23 protein-coding genes are annotated in these 25369 nt (G+C 35.1%); 21 read left to right on the top strand and 2 right to left on the bottom strand.

Translation table 11 applies throughout. From position 1 onward, the window contains the following. Positions 1-12: 12 nt before the first annotated feature. From V4D31_RS04960 to V4D31_RS04950, 3 genes are read left to right on the top strand one after another with little or no spacing between them, the layout of a single operon-like run. On the top strand, positions 13-855 hold the full coding sequence (locus V4D31_RS04960; RefSeq protein ID WP_353685359.1) for a hypothetical protein: 843 nt from the start codon (positions 13-15) through the stop codon (positions 853-855). After that, on the top strand, positions 849-3881 hold the full coding sequence (locus tag V4D31_RS04955) for a UvrD-helicase domain-containing protein (RefSeq protein ID WP_353685358.1): 3033 nt from the start codon (positions 849-851) through the stop codon (positions 3879-3881). The genes V4D31_RS04960 and V4D31_RS04955 overlap by 7 nt, the downstream gene beginning before the upstream one ends. Beyond that, entirely contained in the window at positions 3871-6663 is a 2793-nt protein-coding gene (locus V4D31_RS04950; protein WP_353685357.1) for a PD-(D/E)XK nuclease family protein, read from the top strand. Before V4D31_RS04955 ends, V4D31_RS04950 begins: the two co-directional genes overlap by 11 nt. On the opposite strand, the gene dapF is transcribed toward V4D31_RS04950, so the two are convergent. Together dapF and lysA are read right to left on the bottom strand one after the other, a co-directional pair. Then, positions 6600-7430 (bottom strand): diaminopimelate epimerase, encoded by an 831-nt coding sequence (gene dapF / locus V4D31_RS04945; protein WP_353687088.1) that lies wholly within the window; start codon positions 7428-7430, stop codon positions 6600-6602. The two genes, V4D31_RS04950 and dapF, sit on opposite strands and share 64 nt — an antisense overlap. 8 nt (positions 7431-7438) lie before the next feature. Continuing rightward, positions 7439-8695, bottom strand: coding sequence for a diaminopimelate decarboxylase (gene lysA, locus V4D31_RS04940; protein ID WP_353685356.1), 1257 nt, complete (start codon positions 8693-8695; stop codon positions 7439-7441). 81 nt (positions 8696-8776) lie between these two features. On the opposite strand from lysA, the gene V4D31_RS04935 reads away from it, so the two are divergent. The 18 genes from V4D31_RS04935 to V4D31_RS04850 all read left to right on the top strand — a co-directional run bounded on the left by V4D31_RS04935 (position 8777) and on the right by V4D31_RS04850 (position 25361). After that, positions 8777-10714 carry an aconitate hydratase gene (locus tag V4D31_RS04935; protein ID WP_353685355.1) on the top strand — a complete coding sequence of 646 codons (1938 nt, stop codon included), beginning with the start codon at positions 8777-8779 and terminating at the stop codon, positions 10712-10714. Positions 10715-11012: 298 nt separating this feature from the next. Then, complete coding sequence (locus tag V4D31_RS04930; RefSeq protein WP_353685354.1) at positions 11013-12260, top strand: sulfite exporter TauE/SafE family protein; 1248 nt, start codon at positions 11013-11015, stop codon at positions 12258-12260. Between the two features lie 2 nt (positions 12261-12262). Beyond that, on the top strand, positions 12263-12652 hold the full coding sequence (locus V4D31_RS04925; protein WP_353685353.1) for a sulfite exporter TauE/SafE family protein: 390 nt from the start codon (positions 12263-12265) through the stop codon (positions 12650-12652). 14 nt (positions 12653-12666) lie between these two features. Next, positions 12667-14754, top strand: a complete 2088-nt coding sequence (locus tag V4D31_RS04920; protein WP_353685352.1) for a molybdopterin-dependent oxidoreductase — start codon at positions 12667-12669, stop codon at positions 14752-14754. Positions 14755-14766: 12 nt separating this feature from the next. Beyond that, positions 14767-15273, top strand: coding sequence for a 4Fe-4S dicluster domain-containing protein (locus V4D31_RS04915; protein WP_353685351.1), 507 nt, complete (start codon positions 14767-14769; stop codon positions 15271-15273). Then, the gene (locus tag V4D31_RS04910) at positions 15257-15781 is read left to right on the top strand and encodes an NADH-quinone oxidoreductase subunit B family protein (RefSeq protein WP_353685350.1); all 525 of its coding nucleotides are present in this window, start codon (positions 15257-15259) and stop codon (positions 15779-15781) included. Before V4D31_RS04915 ends, V4D31_RS04910 begins: the two co-directional genes overlap by 17 nt. Next, positions 15763-16968 carry an NADH-quinone oxidoreductase subunit D gene (locus V4D31_RS04905; RefSeq protein WP_353685349.1) on the top strand — a complete coding sequence of 402 codons (1206 nt, stop codon included), beginning with the start codon at positions 15763-15765 and terminating at the stop codon, positions 16966-16968. The genes V4D31_RS04910 and V4D31_RS04905 overlap by 19 nt, the downstream gene beginning before the upstream one ends. Next, complete coding sequence (gene nuoI / locus V4D31_RS04900; RefSeq protein WP_353685348.1) at positions 16965-17546, top strand: NADH-quinone oxidoreductase subunit NuoI; 582 nt, start codon at positions 16965-16967, stop codon at positions 17544-17546. Before V4D31_RS04905 ends, nuoI begins: the two co-directional genes overlap by 4 nt. Continuing rightward, positions 17543-17926, top strand: coding sequence for an NADH-quinone oxidoreductase subunit A (locus V4D31_RS04895; protein ID WP_353685347.1), 384 nt, complete (start codon positions 17543-17545; stop codon positions 17924-17926). The genes nuoI and V4D31_RS04895 overlap by 4 nt, the downstream gene beginning before the upstream one ends. Continuing rightward, positions 17911-18435, top strand: a complete 525-nt coding sequence (locus V4D31_RS04890) for an NADH-quinone oxidoreductase subunit C (RefSeq protein WP_353685346.1) — start codon at positions 17911-17913, stop codon at positions 18433-18435. The genes V4D31_RS04895 and V4D31_RS04890 overlap by 16 nt, the downstream gene beginning before the upstream one ends. After that, the gene (gene nuoH, locus V4D31_RS04885; RefSeq protein ID WP_353685345.1) at positions 18432-19424 is read left to right on the top strand and encodes an NADH-quinone oxidoreductase subunit NuoH; all 993 of its coding nucleotides are present in this window, start codon (positions 18432-18434) and stop codon (positions 19422-19424) included. The genes V4D31_RS04890 and nuoH overlap by 4 nt, the downstream gene beginning before the upstream one ends. Positions 19425-19434: 10 nt before the next feature. After that, the gene (locus tag V4D31_RS04880) at positions 19435-19956 is read left to right on the top strand and encodes an NADH-quinone oxidoreductase subunit J (protein WP_353685344.1); all 522 of its coding nucleotides are present in this window, start codon (positions 19435-19437) and stop codon (positions 19954-19956) included. Continuing rightward, positions 19943-20248 (top strand): NADH-quinone oxidoreductase subunit NuoK, encoded by a 306-nt coding sequence (gene nuoK / locus V4D31_RS04875; protein WP_353685343.1) that lies wholly within the window; start codon positions 19943-19945, stop codon positions 20246-20248. Before V4D31_RS04880 ends, nuoK begins: the two co-directional genes overlap by 14 nt. Further along, entirely contained in the window at positions 20248-21726 is a 1479-nt protein-coding gene (locus V4D31_RS04870; protein ID WP_353685342.1) for a monovalent cation/H+ antiporter subunit D family protein, read from the top strand. Before nuoK ends, V4D31_RS04870 begins: the two co-directional genes overlap by 1 nt. Next, on the top strand, positions 21723-21857 hold the full coding sequence (locus V4D31_RS04865; RefSeq protein ID WP_353685341.1) for a hypothetical protein: 135 nt from the start codon (positions 21723-21725) through the stop codon (positions 21855-21857). Before V4D31_RS04870 ends, V4D31_RS04865 begins: the two co-directional genes overlap by 4 nt. Then, a complete protein-coding gene (locus V4D31_RS04860; RefSeq protein ID WP_353685340.1) occupies positions 21858-22094 on the top strand; it encodes a hypothetical protein in 237 nt (78 codons plus the stop codon). Further along, on the top strand, positions 22087-23856 hold the full coding sequence (locus V4D31_RS04855; RefSeq protein WP_353685339.1) for a Na(+)/H(+) antiporter subunit D: 1770 nt from the start codon (positions 22087-22089) through the stop codon (positions 23854-23856). The genes V4D31_RS04860 and V4D31_RS04855 overlap by 8 nt, the downstream gene beginning before the upstream one ends. Positions 23857-23867: 11 nt before the next feature. Further along, positions 23868-25361, top strand: a complete 1494-nt coding sequence (locus V4D31_RS04850) for an NADH-quinone oxidoreductase subunit M (protein ID WP_353685338.1) — start codon at positions 23868-23870, stop codon at positions 25359-25361. Positions 25362-25369: the final 8 nt, after the last annotated feature.

The following is a 25369-nucleotide window of genomic DNA, read 5'->3' as shown; positions in this document are numbered from 1 at the left end:
GTATAATAAACTATGGCTACTATCTCTAACATAAAGGATAAAATAAAAAAGGTCTTTCCAGTCAAGCAAGCTTCTGTTCTTTTTGAAGTGGTTGATATTGTAAATGAAACAGTAAAAGTAAGTGATTTTAATGAACTCAAAGAGATAGTAAGAGAGCTTGCACACACTCAAAAGGAGCTTGCAGAGGCGCAGAAGAGGACAGAGCAAAGAGTAGAAGAGCTTGCAGAGGCGCAGAAGAGGACAGAGCAAAGAGTAGAAGAGCTTGCAGAGGCGCAGAAGAGGACAGAGCAAAGAGTAGAAGAGCTTGCAGAGGCGCAGAAAAGGACAGAGCAAAGATTAGAGGAGCTTGCAGAAGCACAGAAGAGGACAGAGCAAAGAGTAGAAGAGCTTGCAGAGGCACAGAAAAGAACAGAAGAGGAAGTTGCAATCTTGGCAAAAGGCTTAACACAATTAAGGAAAGAAGTTGGTGGACTTAGTCTTACAATGAGTTATGCCTTTGAAAATGAATCTTATAGAATGTTACCAAAATTTTTAAAGGAAAATTATGGAATTGAAATTAAAGAGAAACTCATAAGGGCAGAAATTGGAGGTAAAGAAATAAACATATTTGGCAAGGCAAGAAAAAATGGTAAAGAAGTTTTTATAGTTGGTGAATCAAAATTAAGGCTTGATGAAAGAAAAGAACAAAGTATCGAAAAGGTTTTTAACGAACTTGAAGAAAAAGTTAAAGCAGTGCAGGATGAGTATGGAAAAATTGATGTTGTAAGAGTATTAATAACTCATTATGCTACTAAAGGATTTCAGAAAAAGGCAAAGGAAAAAGGGATTATTATAGTTCAGAGTTTTGAATGGTAACTCAGTTACCCCATTATGTTATTCTGAAAGCTTCTGCTGGCTCTGGAAAAACGACAGCCCTTACTGAAAGGTTTGTATATTTTTTACTTTCCGATAACATTCCTAATAATTCATTACGAAATATTCTTGCTATAACCTTTTCTAATAATGCTGCCTTTGAGATGAAATCAAGAATAATAGACTGGCTTAAGAGTTTATACTATAAAGAAGAAAGTGCTTTAAATAGATTTTCAAAAATTCTTAATTTGTCCCATGATGAGCTTTCAGTTAAAGCCTGCCAAATACTTGATGAGATACTCAATAATTATTCAGATTTTCAGGTAAAGACAATTGATAGTTTTATGGCTTCAATTTTTAAGGCTTCTGCTCTTGATTTTGATTACAATCCTGATTTTGAGATTCTCATGAACAACGAATCTCTTCTTCAGTTAAGTTATGATCTGTTTTTAAAAGATGTGCAAGAGAATTTTGTAAAAACTGAGTTTTTTAAAAACATTATAGAGATTATAAGTTCAAACAGTAACACATATCTCTGGAATCCATCAGAAAGAATTTTTGATGAAATTAAGGGATTACATATTAAAATTCATAACACTCATAAAGAATTTATAGTTATTGATAAATACAAAAAACTAAAGGAAGAAATTGAGGCAAAGATTGAAAAGACGATGCAGGTTCTTCAAAAAGAAATCAGTTCATCAGGGTTTGAAATAAATCGTTCAACGAGGATTCTTGAAGATTTCAATAAGATCATTGAAACCAAAAATTTTAGAGAACTTTTAACAAGAGGACTAAAAAGGCCACCGATAAATAAACCTAAAAAGCAGAGTTTACTGGAAAAATACGAAAAATTTTTGAATTTATGGAATGAATTTCTCGAAGAACTAAAAAAATATGCTTTTTATTATGCATTAACTTTTTACCTACCCTATCTTGAAGTTTATCAGAGTTTCAAAACTTTATTAAATCAGATAAAACAAAAGGAATGTAAAATTTTCATTGAAGATATTAATAAAATTCTTTCAGAGTATCTGAATAACTCAATTGTTCCAGACATATACTTCAGGTTAGGCGAAAAAATACATCATTTTTTTATTGATGAATATCAGGATACATCTCCACTTCAGTGGAATAATTTAAAGTTTTTAATTGAAAACACACTTGCTGAAAAGGGGAGTCTTTTTGTTGTTGGAGATACAAAACAGGCAATTTATACTTTTCGTGGAGCTGATTACAAGATAATGAAAGAGCTGGAAGAAAAAGATATATTTCCTTCAGCATACAAAATAATTAAAACTCTTGATAAAAATTACAGAAGCAAGAGGACAATTGTTGATTTTGTAGTCAAAATTTTCACGGAAAAAGTTTTAACTCATAAAGTTTATGCTGAACCTGCTAAGTTTACAGGATTTCATGAGTGCTATCAAACTGCAGCAGAAAATTCGCAAGAAGGTTATGTGGAAGTAAAAGCTTTCAGTGAGAATGAAGAAGAGGATTTTGAAATAAAAAAATATCTTTTAGAGTGTGTAAATAATATTACTCAAAGAGGTTATCTTTTGAAAGATATAGCAATACTTGCATTCAAAAATGAGCAGGTTGTAACTATCACTCAATGGTTAAATGATTTGCAGTTGCCTTTTATATCTTACAGCAGCCTTGATGTGAGAAAAAGAAAAGTTACATCAGAGATTTTAAGTCTTTTACAATTCCTTGATTCTCCCTTAGATGATTTTTCCTTTTGCAGTTTCTTACTTGGCGATATATTCAGAAATATAGTAAAAATAGAAGCAATAAACTTCCAGCCCGATGAATTTCTTCTTAAATACAGGGATGAAGCAGCGCTTTATAAACATTTTGAGAAAGAATTTCCACAACTATGGGAAAAATATTTTAAGCAACTTTTTAAACTTTCAGGATATTTACCTGTTTATGATTTGCTCTCAGTAGCATTAAATAATTTCAGGGTATTTGAAACTTTGCCTGATGAAGAAGCAACATTTCTTAAATTACTTGATCTGGTTAAGAACTTTGAAGAAAAAGGATATAACAATATTAAAGAAATAATAGAATTTTTTGATAGTCCCGCGGATGATAACATATGGAATATAGCAACTCCAGCTGATATAGATGCCATACAGGTTATGACTATTCATAAAGCAAAAGGATTAGGATTTCCGATAGTTTTTGTTTATTTAGAAAACGATGGAAAACCAAAAAATAAATATATTTTTCATGAAGTTGAACAGGGAGTTCATATTTTAAAGATTACGAACCAGATGGCTGAAAAAAATGAATGGTTAAAGCAAATAAAAAAAGAAGAAGAAAAATCAGAAATTGCAGATTTACTAAATACCCTTTATGTTGCTTTTACCAGAGCAGAGGATGAATTATATATTTTATGCAGAACTGACAAACAAGACAAACTACCTTTTGATATTCTATCAGAATACTATAACAGCAAGATAGGGCATAAATCAGCTAAAAATAAATTATTACCATTAACAGAATCTTCAGTAATCAATGCCTATCATTATCCTGTATCCTTTGATTTCTCGGTTCCCGATGAAATAATGCATTTTGCAGAAAAGAAGAGAGGAGATTTTATGCACTTTATTCTTGAACAGATTGAATACTTTGAAGAAGGAGTTCTGGAAAAGATAGAGTCTCAGATAGAAATGTTAAATAAATACTGCCATACAAATTTTTTAGCCTCTCAAATAAAACCATTGATAATTGATATGATCAATCATCCTGATATGGGAAGATTTTTTAAACGAGGGTATGAAAAAATTCTTAATGAATTTGAAATTATAGATAAAGAAGGCATTGTCCACAGAATTGATAGAGTTGTTGTTGATAAAGACTCAGTTACTGTAATTGACTACAAAACAGGCTATCCACAGGATGAGCATTTCTCACAGATTAAGCTTTATATGACATTATTATCAGAGGTTTTTAAAGATAAAAGAGTTAATGGATACCTTTACTATCTTGATTTACGAGAGGTGAAAAAAATTGATAGATAAATTGAATTTTCTAAAAGAGGAACAGATTATTGCAATTGATAGCGCTGAAGACATAATTCAAAAAATCGTAGATATTATTTATAGTGATGGATATGATTATTCTGCAAATTTTATTGTTTTTCCAGGGAAAAGACCATCACATTATTTAAAAAAAGTTCTTGCTCAAAAAATAAGACAGTCCTTTATTCCACCTAAGGTTTTTTCAGCAGATGAGTTTGTAGAATTGTTATTTAGAAAAACGAGTAATGCTTCTCCAATTGAAACAATTGAAGCTGTTGGCATCATCTATGAAATATGTTTAAAACACAATTTATTGAGTCCTTTTTTTAAAAAGTTTGATAACTTTATCTCCTTTGGTTTCAAACTTTTTAACCTTTTTGAAGAACTTTACATTGAAGAAATTCATATAAATAAGCTTAAAGAAGTGGAGACTCTAATTGATATTCCGATAAAATCCCAGGAAAAATTAAGATTTCTTTCAGTGGTTTATGAGAATTTTTATGAAGAATTGATCCGAAAGCATCTGTCAACCAGAGCATTAAGATATAGAAAAGTGGCTGATTCTGTGAATTTGCAAGATCTGGAATTTAAAAATTTGATTTATGCTGGTTTTTTTGCTTTTACAGCCTCTGAAAAAAGAATTCTTGAAAAGCTATCTAAGAGCAAAAACTTTTATTTTATTTTTCAGAAAGAACCTGAATTTAATGAAAAACTTTTCAGTAAAATAAATCTTTACAGTTGCCCTGATACGCATGCAGAGGTAAAGGTAGTGGGTAGAATTATGGAAAAATCAGCGATTGATGAAAAAACAGTTATAGTTCTACCAAAATCTGACACACTTTTTCCTCTTTTAAGACAGGGTATCCCCTTTTTGAAGGAGGAAAATTATAACATATCAATGGGCTATCCACTGAACAGAACCCCAATTTATGGATTTTTTATTAATCTCTTTGAAGTTGTAAATTCCATTGAAAATAATAATCAGTTTTATACTCCTTTGTATCTGAAATTTATACTTCATCCATATACAAAAAATGTTCTTATTAAAAACAGTGCTGAATTGAGCAGAATTATTTTTCATGAAATGGAGAATTTGTTAATATCTAAAGAAATTACCTTTGTTGAGCTTGAATGGATTGAGAAAGAAATACCAGTAGCAGTAGCTTCAAACTTAAAGGATTTCAATCTTACAGTAGATGATATAAGACATCACATTGAAATGATTCATAACAACACAATAAAAAAGTTTACATCCGTTAAAAATATTGAAGAATTTATAAAGAACTGTAGAGATGTGCTTATTTTTGTTTATGAGAAAACTACAGCAAGATTTCATCCTTTATTTTATCCCTATGTTGAGGCTTTTATCGCTCAATTTGATAAAATTCTCAACTCTTTGATAAAGAATTTTCAATTTGAGCATTTAGCGTCATATTTCAACTTTTTTAAAAATCTTATTATGTTTGGAAATGTTCCCCTTCCCGGTACACCTCTTAAAGGCTTACAGATACTGGGGTTTCTTGAGACTAGAAACATTAAATTTAAAAAAATTATATTTCTTGATTTAAATGAGGGGATTTTCCCTCCGCTTTCAGAAGATTATTTGATGCCTTATAAAGTAAAAAAGATTCTTGGTTTGCCTACTTATCATGATAGAGAAAAACTTATTTATTACTATTTTTCACTTTTAATAGATGGTGCTGAAGAGGTTCATCTTTGCTACATAAAAAATGATAGAAATGAGAGATCCAGATTTATTGAAAAAATTATATGGGAGGCAGAAAAAAGCATATCTCGGAGAATTGATATATCTGTAAAGTCGCTTTCTTGGGCAGTAAATCTAACAACAAGAAAACCTGCTGAAATTTATAAATCAGAGGAAACAATGGAAGTTATAAATAATCTATGTTTTTCACCTTCTGCAATTGATGATTATCTTGACTGTGGATTGAAATTTTATTATTCCTATGTGTTGAAATTAAAAAAGAAAAAAGAGCTTTCCGCTGAACTTGAACACTCTGATATTGGCACAATTGTTCATGAATCATTGAAAGAATATTTCAAGTTAAGAAAAAATAAAAAACTCAATCCTGATGATTTTGGAAATGATATAGAATTTATTGTCAGGGATATATTTTTAAAAAAGTATGGCAGTAAAATAACAGGTAGAGCTTATTTAATAAAACTTCAGATACTTCAAAGGCTTTTTCAATTAATAGAGTATTACAAAAAATTGAGTAAAAATCATCGGTTAAAAATTCTTGAAGTGGAAGAACTCGTAGAAGAGTGTATTTTTAATGTAAATTTTAATTATAGAATAGACTTAGTTGAAAGCATAGATGAGTCTATCAGTATTGTGGATTACAAGATATCAGGAACTGAGCAGCATTACAAAATAAAATTTGATAAACTTGATATAGCTGATAGAGAAAGCTGGCACAAATACATTGGCAGTCTTCAAATTCCTCTTTATATTCTGCTGTATGCAAAAAAACACAAACTCAATGTTTTTGATTTGAAAGGTTGTTACTTTCTGCTGGGAAAAGCTTTGCTCATTGATGATACAATGAGATTTGATCCTTTAAATCAAAATGACAGAAAAGAATGCCTAAAAATTGTATCAACTGTGATAGAAAAACTGATTAATGAGATAAAGGATAAAAATATTCCCTTTTTACCAGCTTTTGATTTCAAGAGTAAATGCAGACTCTGCGATTATCAGCCAATTTGTGGAACTTTGACAGTTCCTTCAAAAACTTCCTCAGCAGGACCTGTCATATAAATGTGTCCATCCTCTGCCCATTCAATCAGTAAATCTCCACCAAGCAGATGAACTGTAACTTTTTTCTCTGTAAGTCCTTTTACCATTGCAGCAACTGCAGTAGCACAGGCTCCTGTTCCACAGGCAAGGGTTTCTCCTGCACCTCTTTCCCAAACGCGCATTGTTATTTCATGCGAATTTTTTACATAAGCAAATTCTACATTTGTTTTCTTTGGAAAGATTGGATGATTTTCAATCAGTGGACCATATTTTGTAACAGCAAAGTATTTTGGTTCTTCATCAAGAAATATAACTGCATGAGGATTCCCCATGCTTATGCAGTTTATCCTTGCGTGCCATCCACTGATTTCAAGGATTAAATCAAAAGCCTTTTCACCTTCTATATCAACTGGAATTTTTGAAGGACTGAATTCAGGTTCTCCCATATCAACCTGAACAAGCTCGCCAATCTTTCTGGGTTTAATAATTCCAGCAAGCGTTTCCACCTCTAAAATTTCTTTATCTGTTAATTTTCTATCCCATATATACTTTGCAAAACATCTTATTCCATTTCCGCACATCTCAACCTCTGAGCCATCAGCATTAAAAATTCTCATTTTAAAATCCGCAATCTTAGAAGGATACAAAAGCAAAAGCTGGTCAGCACCGATTCCAAAACGACGATTACAATACTTAATGGCAAACTGGGAAGGCTCAGTTAACTCCTGATTTAGGCAATCAATCAATATAAAGTCATTGCCAAGTCCATGCATTTTTACGAAATTAATTTTTCCCATTAGAGCAAATCCTCCGGTATGATTTCATTTTTTATTAAATCTTTATAGGTTTCACGCTTTCTTATCAATGCATACTGTTCACCCTTTACAAGGACCTCAGCAGCTCTGGGTCTGCTGTTGTAGTTTGATGACATGCTGAATCCATAAGCACCAGCACTCATTACAGCAAGATATTGTCCTGGAGAGACTTTCTCAATTTCTCTATCCTTTGCAAGGAAATCGCCTGATTCACATATTGGACCAACAACATCTGCCACAATTTTTTGTCTTTTTCCCTGGGTTACTGGCAAAATTTCATGATAAGAGCCATATAAAGTAGGCCTCATAAGATCATTCATGCCTGCATCAACTATTATGAAGTTTTTCACATCTGTTTGTTTTGTATATAAAACTTTTGTAACAAGAATTCCGGCATTTCCAACAATTGATCTGCCTGGTTCAACTATTAATTTGCCTTTTTGATTTTTAATTAAAGGAATTAAGGCATTTGCAAGCTCTTTTGGATGAGGAGGTTCTTCATCTTTATAGGTAATTCCGAGACCACCGCCAATGTCAATATATTCTATATCCACATCTGCCTGAGCAAGTTTTTCATAAAGTTCAAGGAGTTTCCTCAGAGCCTCCACATAAGCATCTGTTTCTGTAATCTGTGAGCCAATGTGTTTATGTATTCCGATTATTTTTATATTTTCAAGGGACTTTGCCACTTTGTAGTATTCAACTGCCTTAGCTATGGGAATTCCGAATTTGCTTGTTTTCAATCCTGTTGCAATATATTTGTGTGTTTTTGGATCAATATCAGGATTTATTCTTAAGGCAACTCTTGCCTGTTTTTTCAGTTTTTTCGCTATCTCGTTTATTTTGTAAAGCTCTAATTCAGATTCCACATTGAACATAAGAATATTATTTTTAAGTGCATACTCAATTTCTTCTTCTGTTTTTCCAACTCCTGCGAAAACGATTCTAAAAGGTTTTATTCCTGCTTTCAATGCCCTGAAAAGTTCTCCTCCAGATACAATATCTGCACCAATTCCAAGCTCAGCGAAAAGAGTTAGTATTGCAAGGTTTGAATTTGCTTTTACAGCATAGCATATAATGTGCGGGATTTCGCAAAAGGCTTCTTCATAGGCTCTTATGTGTCTTATTAAAGTGCCATAACTATAAATATAAAGAGGAGTTCCAAACTCTTTTACTAATTCCTTAACAGGCACATCCTCTGCAAAGAGTTCTCCGTTTCGATAAGTAAAAAAGTGCACAGCATCCTCCTTTTTGAATTTTTGTGAAGTATAATATTATACTAAATCTTTCAAGGATTTGTGATATGAAAGGAGGATTCAATGGGAAAAAATATTGTGGAAAAAATAATGGAAGCCCATCTTGTATCTGGCGACTTAAAGGAAGGAAGCCTTGTTAGCTTAAGAGTTGATCAGGTTTACACTCAGGATGCTACAGGCACAATGGCATGGCTTGAATTTGAAGCGATCGGACTTGACAGAGTAAGAGTACCTCTTGCAGTTTCCTATGTAGACCATAACATGCTTCAGAGTAATTTCATGAATGCTGATGACCATTTATTTTTAAGAACTGCTGCTGCTCGTTTTGGTGCTTATTTTTCAAGACCTGGCAATGGTATATGTCATCAGGTTCATCTTGAAAGATTTGCTGCTCCAGGTTTAATTGCTCTTGGCACAGATAGCCATACACCAACAGGTGGTGGAATGGGAATGATAGCAATAGGAGTTGGTGGACTTGAGGCAGCTTCTGTTATGGCAGGAATGCCTTTTGAGTTTACTATGCCCAAAATTGTTCGTATAAATCTTTTTGGAAAGCTCAGAAGACCCTATGTTACTGCTATGGATGTTATCCTAACTCTATTAAAAATGCTTTCTGTCAAAGGAGGAGTAGGGAAAATATTTGAATATGGTGGAACAGGTGTTAAAGACCTTTCCGTAACTGAGAGAGCAACAATAACAAACATGGGTGCAGAACTTGGTGCAACCACCTCCATTTTCCCGAGCGATGAAAATACTCTCAGATTTCTTAAAGCTCAGGGAAGGCGGCATCAATGGATACCTCTTGAAGCAGATGAAGATGCTGAATACTCTGAAATTATAGAGCTTGATTTATCGGAAATTGAACCAATGATAGCGCAACCTCACAGTCCTGACAATGTGGTGCCTGTAAGGAATATCAAAGGAACAAAGGTTCATCAGGTATGCATTGGCTCCTGCACAAACTCTTCCTACAAGATGATGAAGACAGTTGCTTCAATTCTCAAAGGAAGAACAGTTCACGAGGATGTGACTCTTTTTATAAATCCTGGGTCTAAACAGGTTTATGAAATGCTTGCTCATAATGGTGATATTGAAACAATGATCAGAGCTGGCGCAAGAATTCTTGAATCTGCCTGTGGTCCTTGCATTGGAATGGGAGGCGCACCAGGAAGCGGTCAGGTCTCTGTTCGTTCCTATAACAGAAACTTTAAAGGAAGATCAGGAACAAAGGATGCCCTTGTTTATCTTGCATCTCCAGTAGTTTGTGCCTTAACAGCCATCAAAGGCGAGATAGTTGATCCATTTGAAGCAGAAATTCCTTTAGAGGAAGTCAATGAGCCTGAGGTTTTCTCAGTAAATGACAATATGCTAATTACACCAAAAAAAGATAGAAATATTAAAATAATCAAAGGTCCAAACATAAAAGAAGTTCCAGTAAAAGAACCCCTTGAAGAGACAATCCAGGCAGAGGTTTTACTCAAACTTGGAGACAACATCACAACTGATGATATTTTACCAGCAGGCTCCCAGGTTTTACCTTACCGATCAAATATACCAGAAATTTCAAAGTTTACTTTTAAAAATATTGATGAATCCTTCTATTCAAGAGCAATGGAGGCAAAAACTAAGGGTGGAGGAATTATTGTAGGAGGTGAAAACTACGGACAGGGCTCTTCTCGTGAACATGCTGCAATTGCACCAATGTATCTTGGTATTAAAGCTGTTATTGCTAAATCTTTTGCAAGAATTCACAGGGCAAATCTAATTAACTTTGGAATTCTGCCACTGTTATTTTCAAATCCGGAAGACTATGAATCTATTGAAAAAGGAGATATTCTAAAAATTGAAACTCAGGCTATAAAAAATGACCAGAGGTATACAGTTGTAAATCTTACAAAAAATAAATCCTTTGATGTTTATTCAAATCTGAATGCAAAGGAAAAGGAACTAATTTTAATTGGTGGTCTTTTGCCATATGTAAGAAATAAGGTTTTAAGTTAAAAAAATTAATCTGCTGTCCCATTTGGGACAGCAGCCCTTCAAAACTGTTCCATTCTGGACAATTGCCTCAACTTAAGTTTCTTATTTTTCAATAAGTTATCTGTGGCATATTTTTTGTTAATCTCTTTTTTAAACTCTTTTCAGGAGGTAATTCATAGAAAAATTTTAGTGGCAGAGGAAATTCTTTAAGAAAAGGGGGTGAAAGGGCAAACAGTGATTTTTGGAGGCATTCCAGCTGATGTAGTAGTTGATTATACAAATTTTGATTGCAAGATGAAAAAATTAAGGAGGAAGACTTATGAAACAATTTTTAACCTTTATCACAATTTTGATTGTCATTGTATCTTTTTCCACAGTGGGGTATGCTCAGAAGGCAGCGGAAACAAAGCCTGCAGAGCAGAAATCAGCAGAAGCACTGTCAGAGGGAAAGATTGAAATTAAGGTTGACAAAAACCAGCTTTCAGGTGGTGGTAAGATAACAATTACTGGTAAAGCACCAGCAGGACGAGATGTGTATATTGAAGTATGGTCAGAAAAAACAGTGAGAGCTGCAAGGCTTGATTCAGATCCTGACCCAAGAACAGGAAAGAGGCCTTATATTTTCTACATGACCGATGAGATGCCTGGCTTTTACAAATTAATTCTTCCAGAAAAGTATAAATCTGTATTAGAGGAAGAAAAAGCCAAAGGTAAGAAGTGGAGCGTTTCTGAAATTATAAAAAAATCTGGTGCTGATACAGTTTATGGTTATCCAGCAAAAATCAAAATTGATAGATACCAGACAACTCTCTGGGCAAGCATAATTGGTTCAAGAGGCACAAAGCTTGAGCCAATGGATGAAAAGGAAAACAAGCGTAGGTCCATGCAGTTGTTAAAAGCAAGATTTAGAAGCATTGGAGCTATATTTTCATCCAATCTAAAGATTGAAGAGAATGGCTCTTTTAAAGCTTCAGTTGAGCTTCCATCAAATGTAGCTCCTGGAAAATATTTCGTGGTTGCCAAAGTTGATAAGGATATAAAAAGTGAACCTGTTGTAATTGAAAATGTTGTATCCTTTCCAAATGTTTACTTGCCAAATGCTGGAAGAACTGTGAATATATTCTGGCCATTCCTTCTAACATTAGCAATTACCACATTTGGTGTTGTTATGGGTGCTGGTGGTGGTTTTATTTTAAATCCAGTTCTTGTAATGCTGGGGCTGCCTCATACAGTAGTAGCTGGTTCAGTTATGCCAACAGTTCTTTTCTCTCAGGCAACAGGAATATATAATTATTCAAAAATCAAATTTATAAGCTGGAAACTTGGAATTACTCTTGGATTAGCAATGGCAGTTGGAGGATTTATAGGGCCAAAACTTACAGAATTAATAACTCTTGAGCAGTATAAATTTCTTTTCGGTTGGGTTCTCATTATACTTGCAGCATTGATGTTCTGGCAGACAACTCCAAAGTATCTTGAAAAAAATAAGAAAGAGCAGGCAATTTTAAAAGAATTTAAAAAGAGAGCTGAAGAAGCAGCAAAGAAAAAATCAGAAGGAGGTAAATAACTATGAAAATAGAATTCTGGGGACAGGAATTTAAAGCAAATTTAGCCATAGGTATACCAGGCGCTTTTCTTATTGCAATAATGTCATCAATGTTTGGATTTGGTGGTGGTCCTTTTATGGTTCCTCTTATGACAGTGTTTATGAGGCTACCAATGTATGTTGTCGTAGGAAGTTCTCTTCTTGCAATTTTCTTTAACACTCTGATGGGAACTGCAAGGCATTACGGATTTGGAAATTTCGATTTAATCTTTTTCCTCATAATGTTTCCAGCAGCTATATTAGGTGGATTTATAGGTCCAAAAATTGCTAAAAGGATTAGTCCTATTGCAGTAAAAAGAGTTGCTGTTGCGGGTCTTCTTATTCTTGCTTTAAGTCTTCTTGGTGTATTTTAAAAAGGAGTAGAGATATGAAGACATCGGTATTCAGTGTCTGTGGAATGTGTTCAGCAAGATGCCCAATAAGAGTTGAAGTGCATGATGGAAGAGTTACATGGATAGAGGGAAATCCCTATGTCCCTGGCATGGAGGGAAGCCTCTGTGCCAGGGGTTCTGCTGGAGTTGCACTTCTTTATGACTTTGAAAGGCTTCAGTATCCAATGATAAGAACAGGACCAAGAGGTTCTGGACAGTTTAAACGTGTCAGCTGGGATGAAGCATTCAACTACATTGCTGAGTCAGTAAAAAAAGCACAGGCTCAGTATGGGAATAAAACTGTGGCACTTCTTGACCGAGGTGCAGGACTTTTTGGTGAGATGCAAAGACTTATTGTAAGAGGATTAGGTTCACCAAATTACTTCAATCATGATGATTTGTGCAGAAAAAATGTTGATCTTGCCTATCAGAGTTTACTTGGATATGCAAGACCGGAAGTTGGTTATGACTGGGCAAATACAAGGCATATTGTTCTTTACGGAAGAAATGCCTTTGAAGCACTTGGTGTAAGAGAAGCTAACAATATCATGAAAGCTCTTGAAAATGGAGCAAATCTTACATACATTGATGTAAGAGTCTCCAAGACAGCTACAAAGGCAACAAAATATCTTCAAATAAGACCAGGAACAGATTATGCTTTAAATCTTGCACTCATACATGTGATACTTAAAGAAAGCTTATTTGACAGAGACTTTGTTGACCGTTTCATAATAGGTCTTCCTGAACTTGAAAACTTCATAAAGCCTTACACTCCTGAATGGGCTGAAAAGCAAACAGGTATTCCAGAATATGAAATTATATCTCTTGCAAGACAGCTCAGTACTGACAAGCCTCGGGTAATTCTTTATCCTGGCTGGTTTGCTGCAAGATACATGGATGCCTTTTATTTTGCACAGTCTGTAATAATTTTAAATGCTCTTTTGGGTAGCATCGAGCAAAAGGGTGGTCTAATACTTGCAAAAACACCAAAAGAAGTAGGTGCAAAAGGACTTAACAGCCTTCTTGAAAAGATTCCTGCACCTCAGGAAAAAAGAGTTGAAGCTGAGGAAGGAAAAGGATTTCTTTATGATGGTGCAGGACATATTCTACATCTTTATAGAGCTATTAAAAAAGGTGAACCCTATCCAGTAAAAGCCCTTTTTGTTGTAAGATATGATCCCTTTGCAGGCATACCTCATAAAGACATTGAAGAGATACTAAACGGACTTGATCTGCTTGTAACCATTGATGTTAATTACTCTACAACTTCTTGGTATGCTGATGTTGTTTTACCAAATTCTACATATCTTGAAAGAAGTGATATACTTGGTATGCAAAGAGGAGCAAAGCCTGCCTTTATTATGAGAAAACAGGCAGTAAAACCAATTTATGATACAAAGGCAAGATGGGAGATTGTAAAAGGAATTCTCGCAGCTTCAGGCGCTGGAGAATATATGCCCTATGAGACAATAGAGGATATATGGAACTACCAGCTTGAAGGAACAGGTGTCAAAATTGAAGATTTTGATAAAACAGGTCAGGTTGCTCTATGTAAAGATGCAAAGATGTATAGTAGAGATGAGCTTAAGTTTAAGACACCTTCAGGTAAGGTGGAGATTCTCTCAACCAAGATGGCTGAAAGAGAGGTTCCATATTTCCTTGAGCCGATTACTCCAGCAAAACCCAATATTGAGGAAGGTGAATTCAGACTTGTTTTTGGAAGAATGGCAGTTCATACTCACGTGCGAACCCTTAACAATAAATATCTTAATGAAATTATACCAGAAAACGAACTATGGATAAATGATAAAATTGCAGCACAGATGGGCATAAAGAACGGTGATTGGGTAGAAGTTTCTTCAGGAGATTTTTCAGGGAAGATAAAAGCAAAGGTTACTCCATTTATTCATCCAGAGACTGTTTTCATGTATAGAGGTTTTGAGAATGAAGTTCCATGGAAAACTCGTTCCTATGGAAAGGGATTAAATGAGGGCAGACTCCTTAAGGGAGCATTTGATAGAATGGCATATGGAAGCCATACAGGTGCTTTATTTGAAAACTTTGTAAAAGTAAAGAAAGCATAGGGAGGTGAAGGAATGAGTATCTATTTCATATACCAAGACCATGACCGCTGCATTGGCTGTTATGCCTGTGAGGTGCACTGTAAAACTAAAAATGAACTTCCTGTTGGTCCAAGACTTTGTAAAATCATTGAGACCGAGATAAAAATAGTAGGTGGGCTTCCTCGTCAGAGATTTGTCTTTATGCCATGTTTTCATTGTGAAGAACCCTGGTGTGTGAAAGCATGCCCAACAGGTGCAATGCAGAAACGCTCAAAGGATGGAATTGTTTTTGTTGAACAGTCTTTATGTGTGGGATGCAAATCCTGCATTACTGCCTGTCCATGGGGAGTTCCTCAATGGAATCCTGAAACAGGCAAAGTCGTAAAATGTGATTACTGTAAAGACAGAGTAGATCAGGGGCTTAATCCAGCCTGTGTAACAAAATGCACAACTAAGGCATTGAAATTTGTATCTGCTCAAGAAGCTTCAAGACTCAAAAGAGAAAAATTTGTGAAGGATACCTATGGCTCCCTATACTGATAAACATGAACTTATTGAAGTGGAAGAAGGGACAAAAATAATCAGGGGTAGTAATGTAATAATTACTACCGTTGACAGAATTGTAAACTGGGGTAGGTCTAACTCACTCTGGCCTCTTACTTGTGGGCTTGCCTGTTGTGCCATAGAGATGATGGCAGCAGGTGCTTCTCATTTAGACCTTGATAGATTTGGAATTCTTTTTAGAGCATCACCCCGTCAGGCAGATGTGATAATAATTGCAGGCACTGTTACATACAAGATGGCACCCATTGTAAAGAGACTTTATGACCAAATGCCAGAGCCAAAGTATGTAGTTGCAATGGGAAGTTGTGCCTGCACCGGGGGAATTTTTAATACCTACAGCACAGTTCAAGGTGTAGACAAGTTTTTGCCTGTTGATGTTTATATACCGGGATGTCCACCAAGGCCTGAGGCTTTGATGTATGGATTGCTCAAACTTAAAGAAAAAATTATGAAAGAGACTGAAAGATGGGGCAGCTGGAAATAGAGAGAGTGAGCGAAACAACTTTTGTTCTTCAAATGGGACCTCATCATCCTGCCACTCATGGAGTATTAAAACTTCTCTGTGAGTTTGAAGGTGAAAGAGTAGTAAAAATTACTCCTGATGTAGGCTATTTGCATAGAGGAGTGGAAAAGCTTGCTGAAAGTAAAACCTATCCTGGTGCAATGACACTTACTGATAGACTTGACTATATAACAAGCATGACGAATAACATAGGATACTGCCTTGCAGTTGAAAAACTTATGTGCATTGAACCGCCACCGAGAGCAAAATTTATAAGAACAATGGTTAGCGAACTTTCAAGACTAAGCAGTCATCTGTTATGGCTTGCAACTCATGCCCTTGACATAGGTGCAATGACGGTGTTTCTTTATGCTTTCAGGGAAAGAGAGCAAATTTTACAATTCTTTGAAAAAATATGTGGTGCTCGGCTTACAGTAAGTTATCCAAGAATTGGTGGAGTAAGAGTTGATGTGAAACAGCATGTGCTTGATGAGATTTACAAATTCATGGAGATAATGCTTCAAAGAGTTGACGAGTATGAAAGCCTTCTTACAGAAAACCGTATATGGCTTGCAAGAACAAAGGGAATAGGTGTTATTACTGCAGAGAGAGCCATTTCAATGGGACTTACAGGTCCTGCTCTTCGTGGTTCTGGTGTTTATTATGACATAAGAAAACATGTTCCCTATGATGCTTACAGTGAGGTAGATTTTGAAGTGCCTCTTGGAGAAAATGGTGATACCTATGATAGGTATTTATGTAGAATTCTCGAGATGAGACAGTCAGCACTGATTGTAAAACAGTGTATTGAAAAGATGCCTAAGGGAGAGATAATTTCCGATAAATCTCCTGATCTGGATATGCCCCATCAGGGTAAAAGAAAAATTGAACCCGATAGCTCATTTTGGAGTGCTTTCATTGCATTCAGGGAGGAAAAACAGGAGATTATGCCAAAAGGAGAAATCTATTCAGCCATAGAAGCACCTAAGGGTGAGCTTGGCTTTTACATAGTAAGCGATGGTTCTGGAAAGCCTTATAGAATGCGGGTAAGAGCTCCTTCTTTTATTCATATCTCGGCAATTCCAGAACTCTGCGAGGGTCATCTGCTTGCTGATGTTATTGCAATTATTGGAACTCTTGATATTGTTATGGGAGAGGCAGACAGATGAACAAATTACTTAAAAAACTTCTTTTTATTGATCTACTCAAAGGCATGCTTATTACCTTTAAAACTATATTTACAAGCCCTGTAACAATTCGTTATCCAAAGCAGAAAAGAGCACTTGAACCTGGATTTAGGGGCAGACATGCTTTTGTTCGTGACTCTGAAACAGGAAAAGAGCGCTGTGTTGCCTGTACTAAATGTGCTCAGGTATGTCCAAGCCAATGTATTTATATCGATTACACAATCAACAATGACACAGGTGCGAGGGTTCTTACAAAGTATGAAATTGATGCATTAAGATGTATTTTTTGCGGATACTGTGAGGAAGTATGTCCGGTAAATGCTATTGTGCTTACAGAGTTTTTTGAGTATGCCTCCTATGACAAAAAAAGCAATTACTTTAATAAAGAAAGCCTGCTTAAAAACTGGGATGAATTCATGAAGCAATATGAAGGAGAGGATTACATAAACAAATTCTGGTATCTTCCTGGAATCAATCGCCATAGACTTCCTGCAGGTAAAAGACAGCCCAGAACTGTTTTAAAGTCAATCAATCTTAAAAACACAGAGGAGCAGCAATGATGGAGCCTGGTAACTACATTCCCTATAAATACTTACCAGTGCTAATTGCAATGATATTTGCTACTGTTTTTGGTTTTGGTGGACTTTTTATAAATAAGCTTTTAGCGCCAAGAAAGTTTAATCCTGTCAAATTCATTGTCTATGAATCTGGAAATCTTCCAAGTGGTGAACCAAGAGAAAAATTTTTTATAGGCTTTTTCCTTCTTGCTATACTCTTTGTTGTTTTTGATGTGGAGGTTATTTTCATTTATCCCTGGGCAGTTGCCTTTGATTTTATATCATTTGAAGGATTCTGGATAATGATTATCTTTATCTCTCTTATTTTAGTGGGCTACATTTATGAATTTTGCATAGGAGCACTAACATGGCACAGGAAGTAAAAGCGATTGAAGAATCTCTTAAAATTGCAAAAAAATTATCTGAAACATTTCCTGAGACAGTTCTTGAAATAAATGAATTTAGAGGACAGGTTTCAGTTACAGTAAAAAAGATAAAAATCAAAGAAGTATTGAGATATCTGAAAGAACAGCACGGATTTAATCATCTACAGGACCTCTGCGGAGTTGACCATTATCCAGCGGAGCCAAGATTTGAGATTGTCTATAATCTTTTCAGTATCTGGAGAAGACTTCATATAAGAGTCAAGGCAAAGGTTGAAGGGGAAAATCCTGAAATTGATAGTATTACTGAACTTTGGAGCGGCGCAAACTGGCATGAAAGGGAATGCTTTGACATGTTCGGAATAAGATTTAATGGACATCCAGATTTAAGAAGAATTCTTATGCCAGAGGACTGGGATGGGCATCCTTTGCGAAAGGATTATCCTCTAAAAGGCAGGCAACTCTGGAGAGGATTCAGAGAGATTGTTGATGAGGGACTGAATAAATGATTGAACTGTTAATAATTTTCATCAAAACAACGGTTGTTTTTGGATTAGTGCTCGCTCATGTAGCTTATACAACCTATGCAGAAAGAAAAATTATTGGAAGAGCTCAGGCAAGAATGGGACCAATGGAAGTTGGACCTCACGGATTACTTCAGCCAATTGCAGATTTTATAAAGATATTTTTTAAAGAAGATATTGTGCCAGCAAATTCTGAGAAAATCATATTTCAGATAGCACCGGTTATAGTATTGATATTTACCATGATAAATCTTGCTGTTATTCCCTTTGAGAGGAATTTTATACTTGCAGACCTTAATGTGGGTTTATTATTTATATTAGCATCTGCATCCATATCTGTTTACGGAATTATTCTTGCGGGATGGGCATCAAATAGTAAGTATTCTTTCCTCGGAGGACTACGTTCTGCAAGTCAGGTTTTAAGCTACGAGATTGCTCTTGGGCTTAGCTTGGCTGGAGTAGTTTTGGCTGCTGGTTCACTTAACTTAAGAGATATTGTAATTGCTCAGCATAATTTTGCTTTAGGGATGTATGCAATTCCACAGATAATTGGTTTTGTTGTATTTATCATCGCAGCTTTTGCTGAGACCAACAGGGCACCTTTTGATCTTCCAGAGGCTGAAACAGAGCTTGTTGCAGGCTATCTTACTGAATACAGTGCTTTTAGATATGCATTGTTTTTTCTTGCAGAGTATGTTGCTATGTATATAATGGCATCTCTTTGTGCCTTATGTTTTCTTGGTGGATGGACGATACCAAGATTTTTGACCGATATTTTGCCTTTTCTTGAAAAAGTTCCAGGAATAATTTGGTTTGCTATAAAGGTCTATGCATTTATTTTTTTATATATATGGGTTAGAGCAACTTTTCCAAGATACCGATTTGATCAATTACTGAATATCGGATGGAAAATTCTCATTCCAGCAGGAATTGTAAATTTATTAATCGTTGCTTTTGTCAAGAAGTTTGTATAGAGGTGGAAAAATGTTACCTAAAGTGTTATTCGGGTATTTTGCTATGGTGATACTTTTTTCAGGTATTGCAGGAATTACAAGAAAAAACCTTGTTTATAGTCTTTTATGGATACTTCTTATGCTTATTCATATTGGTGGACTTTATCTTATGTTAAATGCAGAATTTCTTGCAATGGTGCAAATAATTGTTTATGCAGGTGCTATACTTGTAATGTTTTTGTTTGTTGTATTTTTGTTAAACCTGAAAGAAGAGGTAAAACAATCAGTGTTTATCCGTTCATGGCAGACAAGACTGTATGCCTCTTTTTTGCTTTTATTTTTTGCACTAACAGGTGCTTTTACCTATAAAAAACATTATTCAGGCAATTACACTATAGAGCTTATTGAAAAACAGGGTCATACAAAAACGCTTGGATTGGCTCTTTTTAATGATTATCTTTTTCCCTTTTTGATTTTGGGCTTTATCCTCCTTGTTCCTTTAATCGGTGTTGGAATATCTGCCTTAAAGAGGAAGACAAATGGTACCTCTTAGTTATTATTTAGCTTTGAGTATAGCTTTATTTTTTATTGGGTTTCTTGGGTTTCTCACAAGAAGAAATCTTATAATGATGTTTATTTCCATTGAGATTATGCTTAATTCAGTAAATATCTCGCTTGTGGCATTAAGTCACTATATGCAGGATATAAGAGGACAGATTCTTGCTTTATTTGTCATAGCTGTTGCAGGAGGTGCTGTTGCTGTAGGACTGATAATTCTTGTGTTGGCATATAAAAACAAACCTACATTAAAGCTTGAAGAATTCAATTTATTGAGGGAAGACTGATGAATGTAGAGCAATCCATTTTACCTCTAATTCCGATTCTTGTTTCCTTACTTGCAATTCCGCTTATTATCTTTACAGGTGAAAAAAATCCTAATCTTCGTGAATTCTGGTCTGTACTGGCAGGTGTTATTAAGTTTGCTGTGGTTGTCTCCATGCTTCCAGCGGTGCTGGCAGGGAAAACGCTGGAGTTTGAACTTTTCAAACTTTTTCCTGGTATTGAAGTTAAATTCAGAGCCGATGCTTTAGGAATGCTATTTGCCCTTGGTGCGTCTTTTTTATGGATAATTACAACATTCTATTCAATTGGATATATGCGTGGACACAATGAGAAAAATCAGACAAGATACTTTGCCTGTTTTGCTGCAGCACTTTCTACAACAATGGGGGTAGCTTTTTCAGCAAATCTTTTTACTATGTTTCTCTTTTATGAAGGGCTCACTTTTGTAACCTATCCTCTGGTTGCTCATCACGAAACTGATGAAGCAAAGCAAGGTGCAAGAAAGTATGCCATATATTTGATAGGTGCTGCAAAGATTTTTTTAGTTGCAGCAATTGTAATAACCTATATGATTGCAGGAACTCTTGAGTTTCAAAAAGGAGGTATTTTTACAGAGGCTGTAAGACATGCTTACTCAGCAGTTCTTGGCGTAGTATTTCTCATGTATATTTACGGCTTTGCAAAAGCTGCTGTTATGCCGCTTCATGGATGGCTTCCTGCTGCAATGGTTGCACCAACACCTGTTAGTGCACTGCTACATGCAGTGGCAGTTGTTAAAACAGGCGTATTTACTGTATTAAGAGTAATATTTTTCGTTTATGGAACAGATTTTCTTAAAGAACTTTCAACGACAAATATGGCGCTTTTCATGGCAGCTTTCACAATAACAGTTGCCTCAATGATAGCCCTCACAAGAGATAACATTAAAGCAAGACTTGCTTACTCAACAGTAAGTCAGCTTTCCTACATTATTTTAGGAGGACTTTTACTTACCTATCATGGAATGCTTGGTGGTATAATCCATATTTCAAATCATGCCTTGGCAAAAATAACCCTGTTTTTCTGTGCAGGCTCTCTTTATGTCTGTGCACATAAAACTGAAGTCAGTCAGCTTGATGGAATTGCTAAAAAGATGCCCTGGACTATGGCAGCTTTTACAATTGGTGCTCTTGGTATGATAGGAGTACCACTTGTAGGTGGTTTTATAACAAAATGGTATTTACTTATGGGAGCACTTGACAGGGGAAGTATTGGAATAGTTGCAGTTTTACTTTTGAGTTCATTGCTTAATGCTGGATATTTTCTGCCAATAGTTTATCGTGCCTACTTTAAGAATTTTGACGAATCTCATACACATGGTCATGAAATTAGAGAAAATCCTTTTATGGCTACAACTCTAACTATTACTGCAATACTCAGCATTATTAGTGGAATATATCCAGATTTAATAATAAATCTTGCAAAGGAGGTTTTGAAGTGAATTCAAGGGGATATGAAGAAAGAAGGATTCTCAAACATGATCCCATTGCACCATATAGAACAGTTTTTTACATTGTATTTGCTTTTGGAGTTGTCTATCTTACAGCAATAATTATTTTAGGGGCTAAGTAAATGGAAAATAAAAAAATGAGCAGGAATTTAAAAAAGATTCTCACTTTTTTCTTTTTATTCATTGGGATTCTGATAATAGTTGACCCTTTTATTCACAAGCATGCCTACTTTGGATTTGATGGTTATCCATGTTTTTATGGAGCATATGGTCTTGTGGCATGTATATTAATTGTTTTGGTTGCTAAATACATCCTCAGACCAATTGTTATGAGAAGGGAGGATTACTATAATGATTAATTTAATACCACCTGCTTTGATTCTCATAGCAGGTTCTCTAATACTTCCGCTTCTTAAGGGAAGAACAAAACAGATTTATATGATTGTTCTCCCATTGCTTACGGTTTTATATCTTTTCAACCTTTCCGAGGGTGTTTACTGGAAAGTCAATGTACTTGACTATGAACTTATATTTGGAAAAGTTGATAAACTCTCACTTGCCTTTGGTTACATCTTTGCAATCATAACTTTTATTTCATCCATATATAGTCTTCATGTAAAAGACAATCTCCATTTAGTATCAGCTTTTGTGTATGCAGGCAGTGCACAGGGTGCTATTTTTGCTGGAGATTTTGTAACGCTATTTATATTCTGGCAAATAATGGCATTCGCAGCTGCTTTTTTAGTTTTCTCTGCAAGAACAAAAGCAGCTTTCAGTGCTGGAATGAGATATATCATGATTCATCTATTCGGTGGGCTACTTCTTTATGGTGGAATAAAGATTCATTATCATGAGATAGGTTCTTTACTTTTCAATCATATGGAGTTAAATGGTTTAGGTTCATGGCTCATATTTCTTGGTTTTGGAACAACCGCAGCTTTTCCTCTCCTTCATGGATGGCTACCAGATGCTTATCCTGAATCTACTGAAACAGGAACAGTTTTTCTCTCAACTTTTACAACTAATGCAGCAGTTTATGTTTTTTCAAGAGGATTTGCTGGAACTGAATTTCTAATATATATTGGAGTAATAATGGTTGTCTTTCCAACTTTTTATGGAATTATTGAGAACAATCTCAGAAGAGTTCTCTCTTACAGCATTATTGCCCAGCTTGGATTCATGATTATAGGGATTGCAATAGGGACCCAGCTGTCTTTAAACGGAACAATAGCTTATGCTTTTTGTCAAACTCTTTATATGGCATTGCTTTTTATGGCAATGGGAGCTGTTTTATACCGCACAGGGAAAATAAATGCTACTGATTTAGGTGGTTTATATAAATCAATGCCAATTACAACTATTTTGTGCATTGTTGGAGCTGCATCTATATCGGGTGTGCCTTTTACAAATGGTTTTGTAAGTAAATTAATGATAGTTTCAGCTGTAGCAGACAGTGGAATGCTTTTCGTATGGATTGCGCTCTTATTTGCTTCAGTTGGTGTTTTTATTTATTCAGGTATAAAAATTCCATTTTTTGCCTTTTTTAGCTATGACTCGGGAATAAGAACAAAAGAAGCACCTAAACATATGTTGATTGCTATGGGTTTAGCTTCATTTCTGTGTATCGTCATTGGGGTGTTGCCTGGTTTGATTTATTCCATTCTTCCATATCCTGTTGATTATGAACCTTATACCGCAGCTCATATTATAGACCAAGCACATCTGCTTGCTTTTTCAGCTTTAGCTTTTACACTTCTTGTGCTTTCAGGAATATATCCACCTGAAATAAGATCCATAAATCTTGATGTAGATTGGTTTTATAGAAAAGAAGCAGCAATTTTTATGAAGTTTGCAAAATTTTTTGCAAAGATTGAATACAACATAATTGGCGAGGCTTATGAATTTATGGTTATCAAGCCTGTTCTGAAAATGGCTCGCTGGCTTAAAATTATTGATACTTCAGGAGTTGATGGAACATACAATGGAATGGCAAAAGGTTCTATGACACTAAGTGATACAGTAAAGATAATTCAAACTGGAAAAGCCCATGATTACGCCTTTTTCATGGTTATAGGCATTATAATGCTGATTTTGATAATTTTAATTCCAATAGTTATTTAAAGGAGTGAGGCATGATTGAGACAGTTTCTTATCCAATACTTTCAATAGTAACATTCTTTCCTCTTATTGGAGTTCTCTTTATTATTTTGCTTAAAAATGACATGGCTGTAAGATACGCAGCACTTACTACAACTGTTATGAACTTAATAATATCAATTCCTATCTTTACTAACTTTGATAAATCAAATCCATCTTTTCAGTTTGTGGAAACTTACAACTGGATTCCTCCAATAAATGCTTATTATAAAATGGGTGTTGATGGTATAAGCATTCTATTTATTTTGCTCACTTTAATTATAAGCATTTTATGTGTAGCTGTCTCATGGAGTGCTATACATGAAAGAGTTAAACTCTTTTACTCAATGATTCTCATAATGGAAACGGCAATGATAGGTATCTTCTGTGCTATGGATTTACTTCTTTTTTATGTATTTTATGAAGCCATGTTAATTCCAATGTTTCTACTCATTGGAATCTGGGGAAGTGCTAATAGAATTTATGCCTCTATTAAATTTGTTCTTTTTACCTTTGCAGGAAGTGTTATTATGCTTATTGGAATTATCAGTCTCTACTTTATGGCAGGTAAAACCTTTGATGTGGTTGAACTTTCGAAGATAAAATTTCCTGTAGATTTCCAATACTGGCTATTTTTTGCCTTTTTTGCTGCCTTTGCAGTCAAGGTCCCAATGTTTCCCTTTCATACATGGCTTCCTGATGCTCATACAGAGGCACCAACTGCAGGAAGTGTTATTCTGGCTGGTATTTTACTTAAAATTGGAGGATACGGATTTGTAAGATTTTCAATACCCTTCTGCCCTGATGCTACAGTGAGTTTGAAGCTTTTTATGCAGCTTCTATCCCTTACTGCAATAATTTACGGAGCTTTTGTAACACTTATGCAAACTGATTTTAAAAGACTTATTGCCTACTCAAGTGTAAGCCATATGGGATTTGTCACTCTCGGAATTTTTTCACTTAACGAACCAGCCATGCAAGGAGGAATACTTCAGATGATAAATCACGGAATTGTAACTGGAGCACTATTTATGTGTATAGGTGTAATTTATGAGAGAACCCATACAAGAGAACTTGTAAAATACGGTGGATTCGGGAAAGTAGTTCCTATCTTTGTCCTTTTTTATACTTTTTTTTCAGCAGCCTCAATCGGTTTTCCAGGAACAAACTCATTTATAGGAGAATTTCTTGTTATGCTCGGTGCTTTCAAAAGCAGTTTTTATGTAGGCGCTCCATTAATTCTGGGCATAGCTCTTGGTGCAACATATATGATATGGCTCTACTACAGAGTTGTTTTCAATGAAGTCAAACCAGAAATAAAAGAACATCTTCATGATTTAAATTTAAGGGAAGCCTTGATGTTTATCCCTCTTGTTTTTTTAGTTTTATTCATTGGATTTCAACCTTCACTACCACTGAGTTTTATGGATACATCAATCAAGCATTTATTGGATTCTTTATCAACTTCAGTTAATTTTACTATGAAATAGGAGGTGTA

Origin of the sequence: Thermodesulfovibrio sp. 3462-1, assembly GCF_040451425.1 — a bacterium.
Classification (GTDB): Bacteria; Nitrospirota; Thermodesulfovibrionia; order Thermodesulfovibrionales; family Thermodesulfovibrionaceae; genus Thermodesulfovibrio; species Thermodesulfovibrio obliviosus.
The sequence above is the reverse complement of the archived record's forward strand: the minus strand, read 5'-3'. Positions and strand labels throughout refer to the sequence as shown.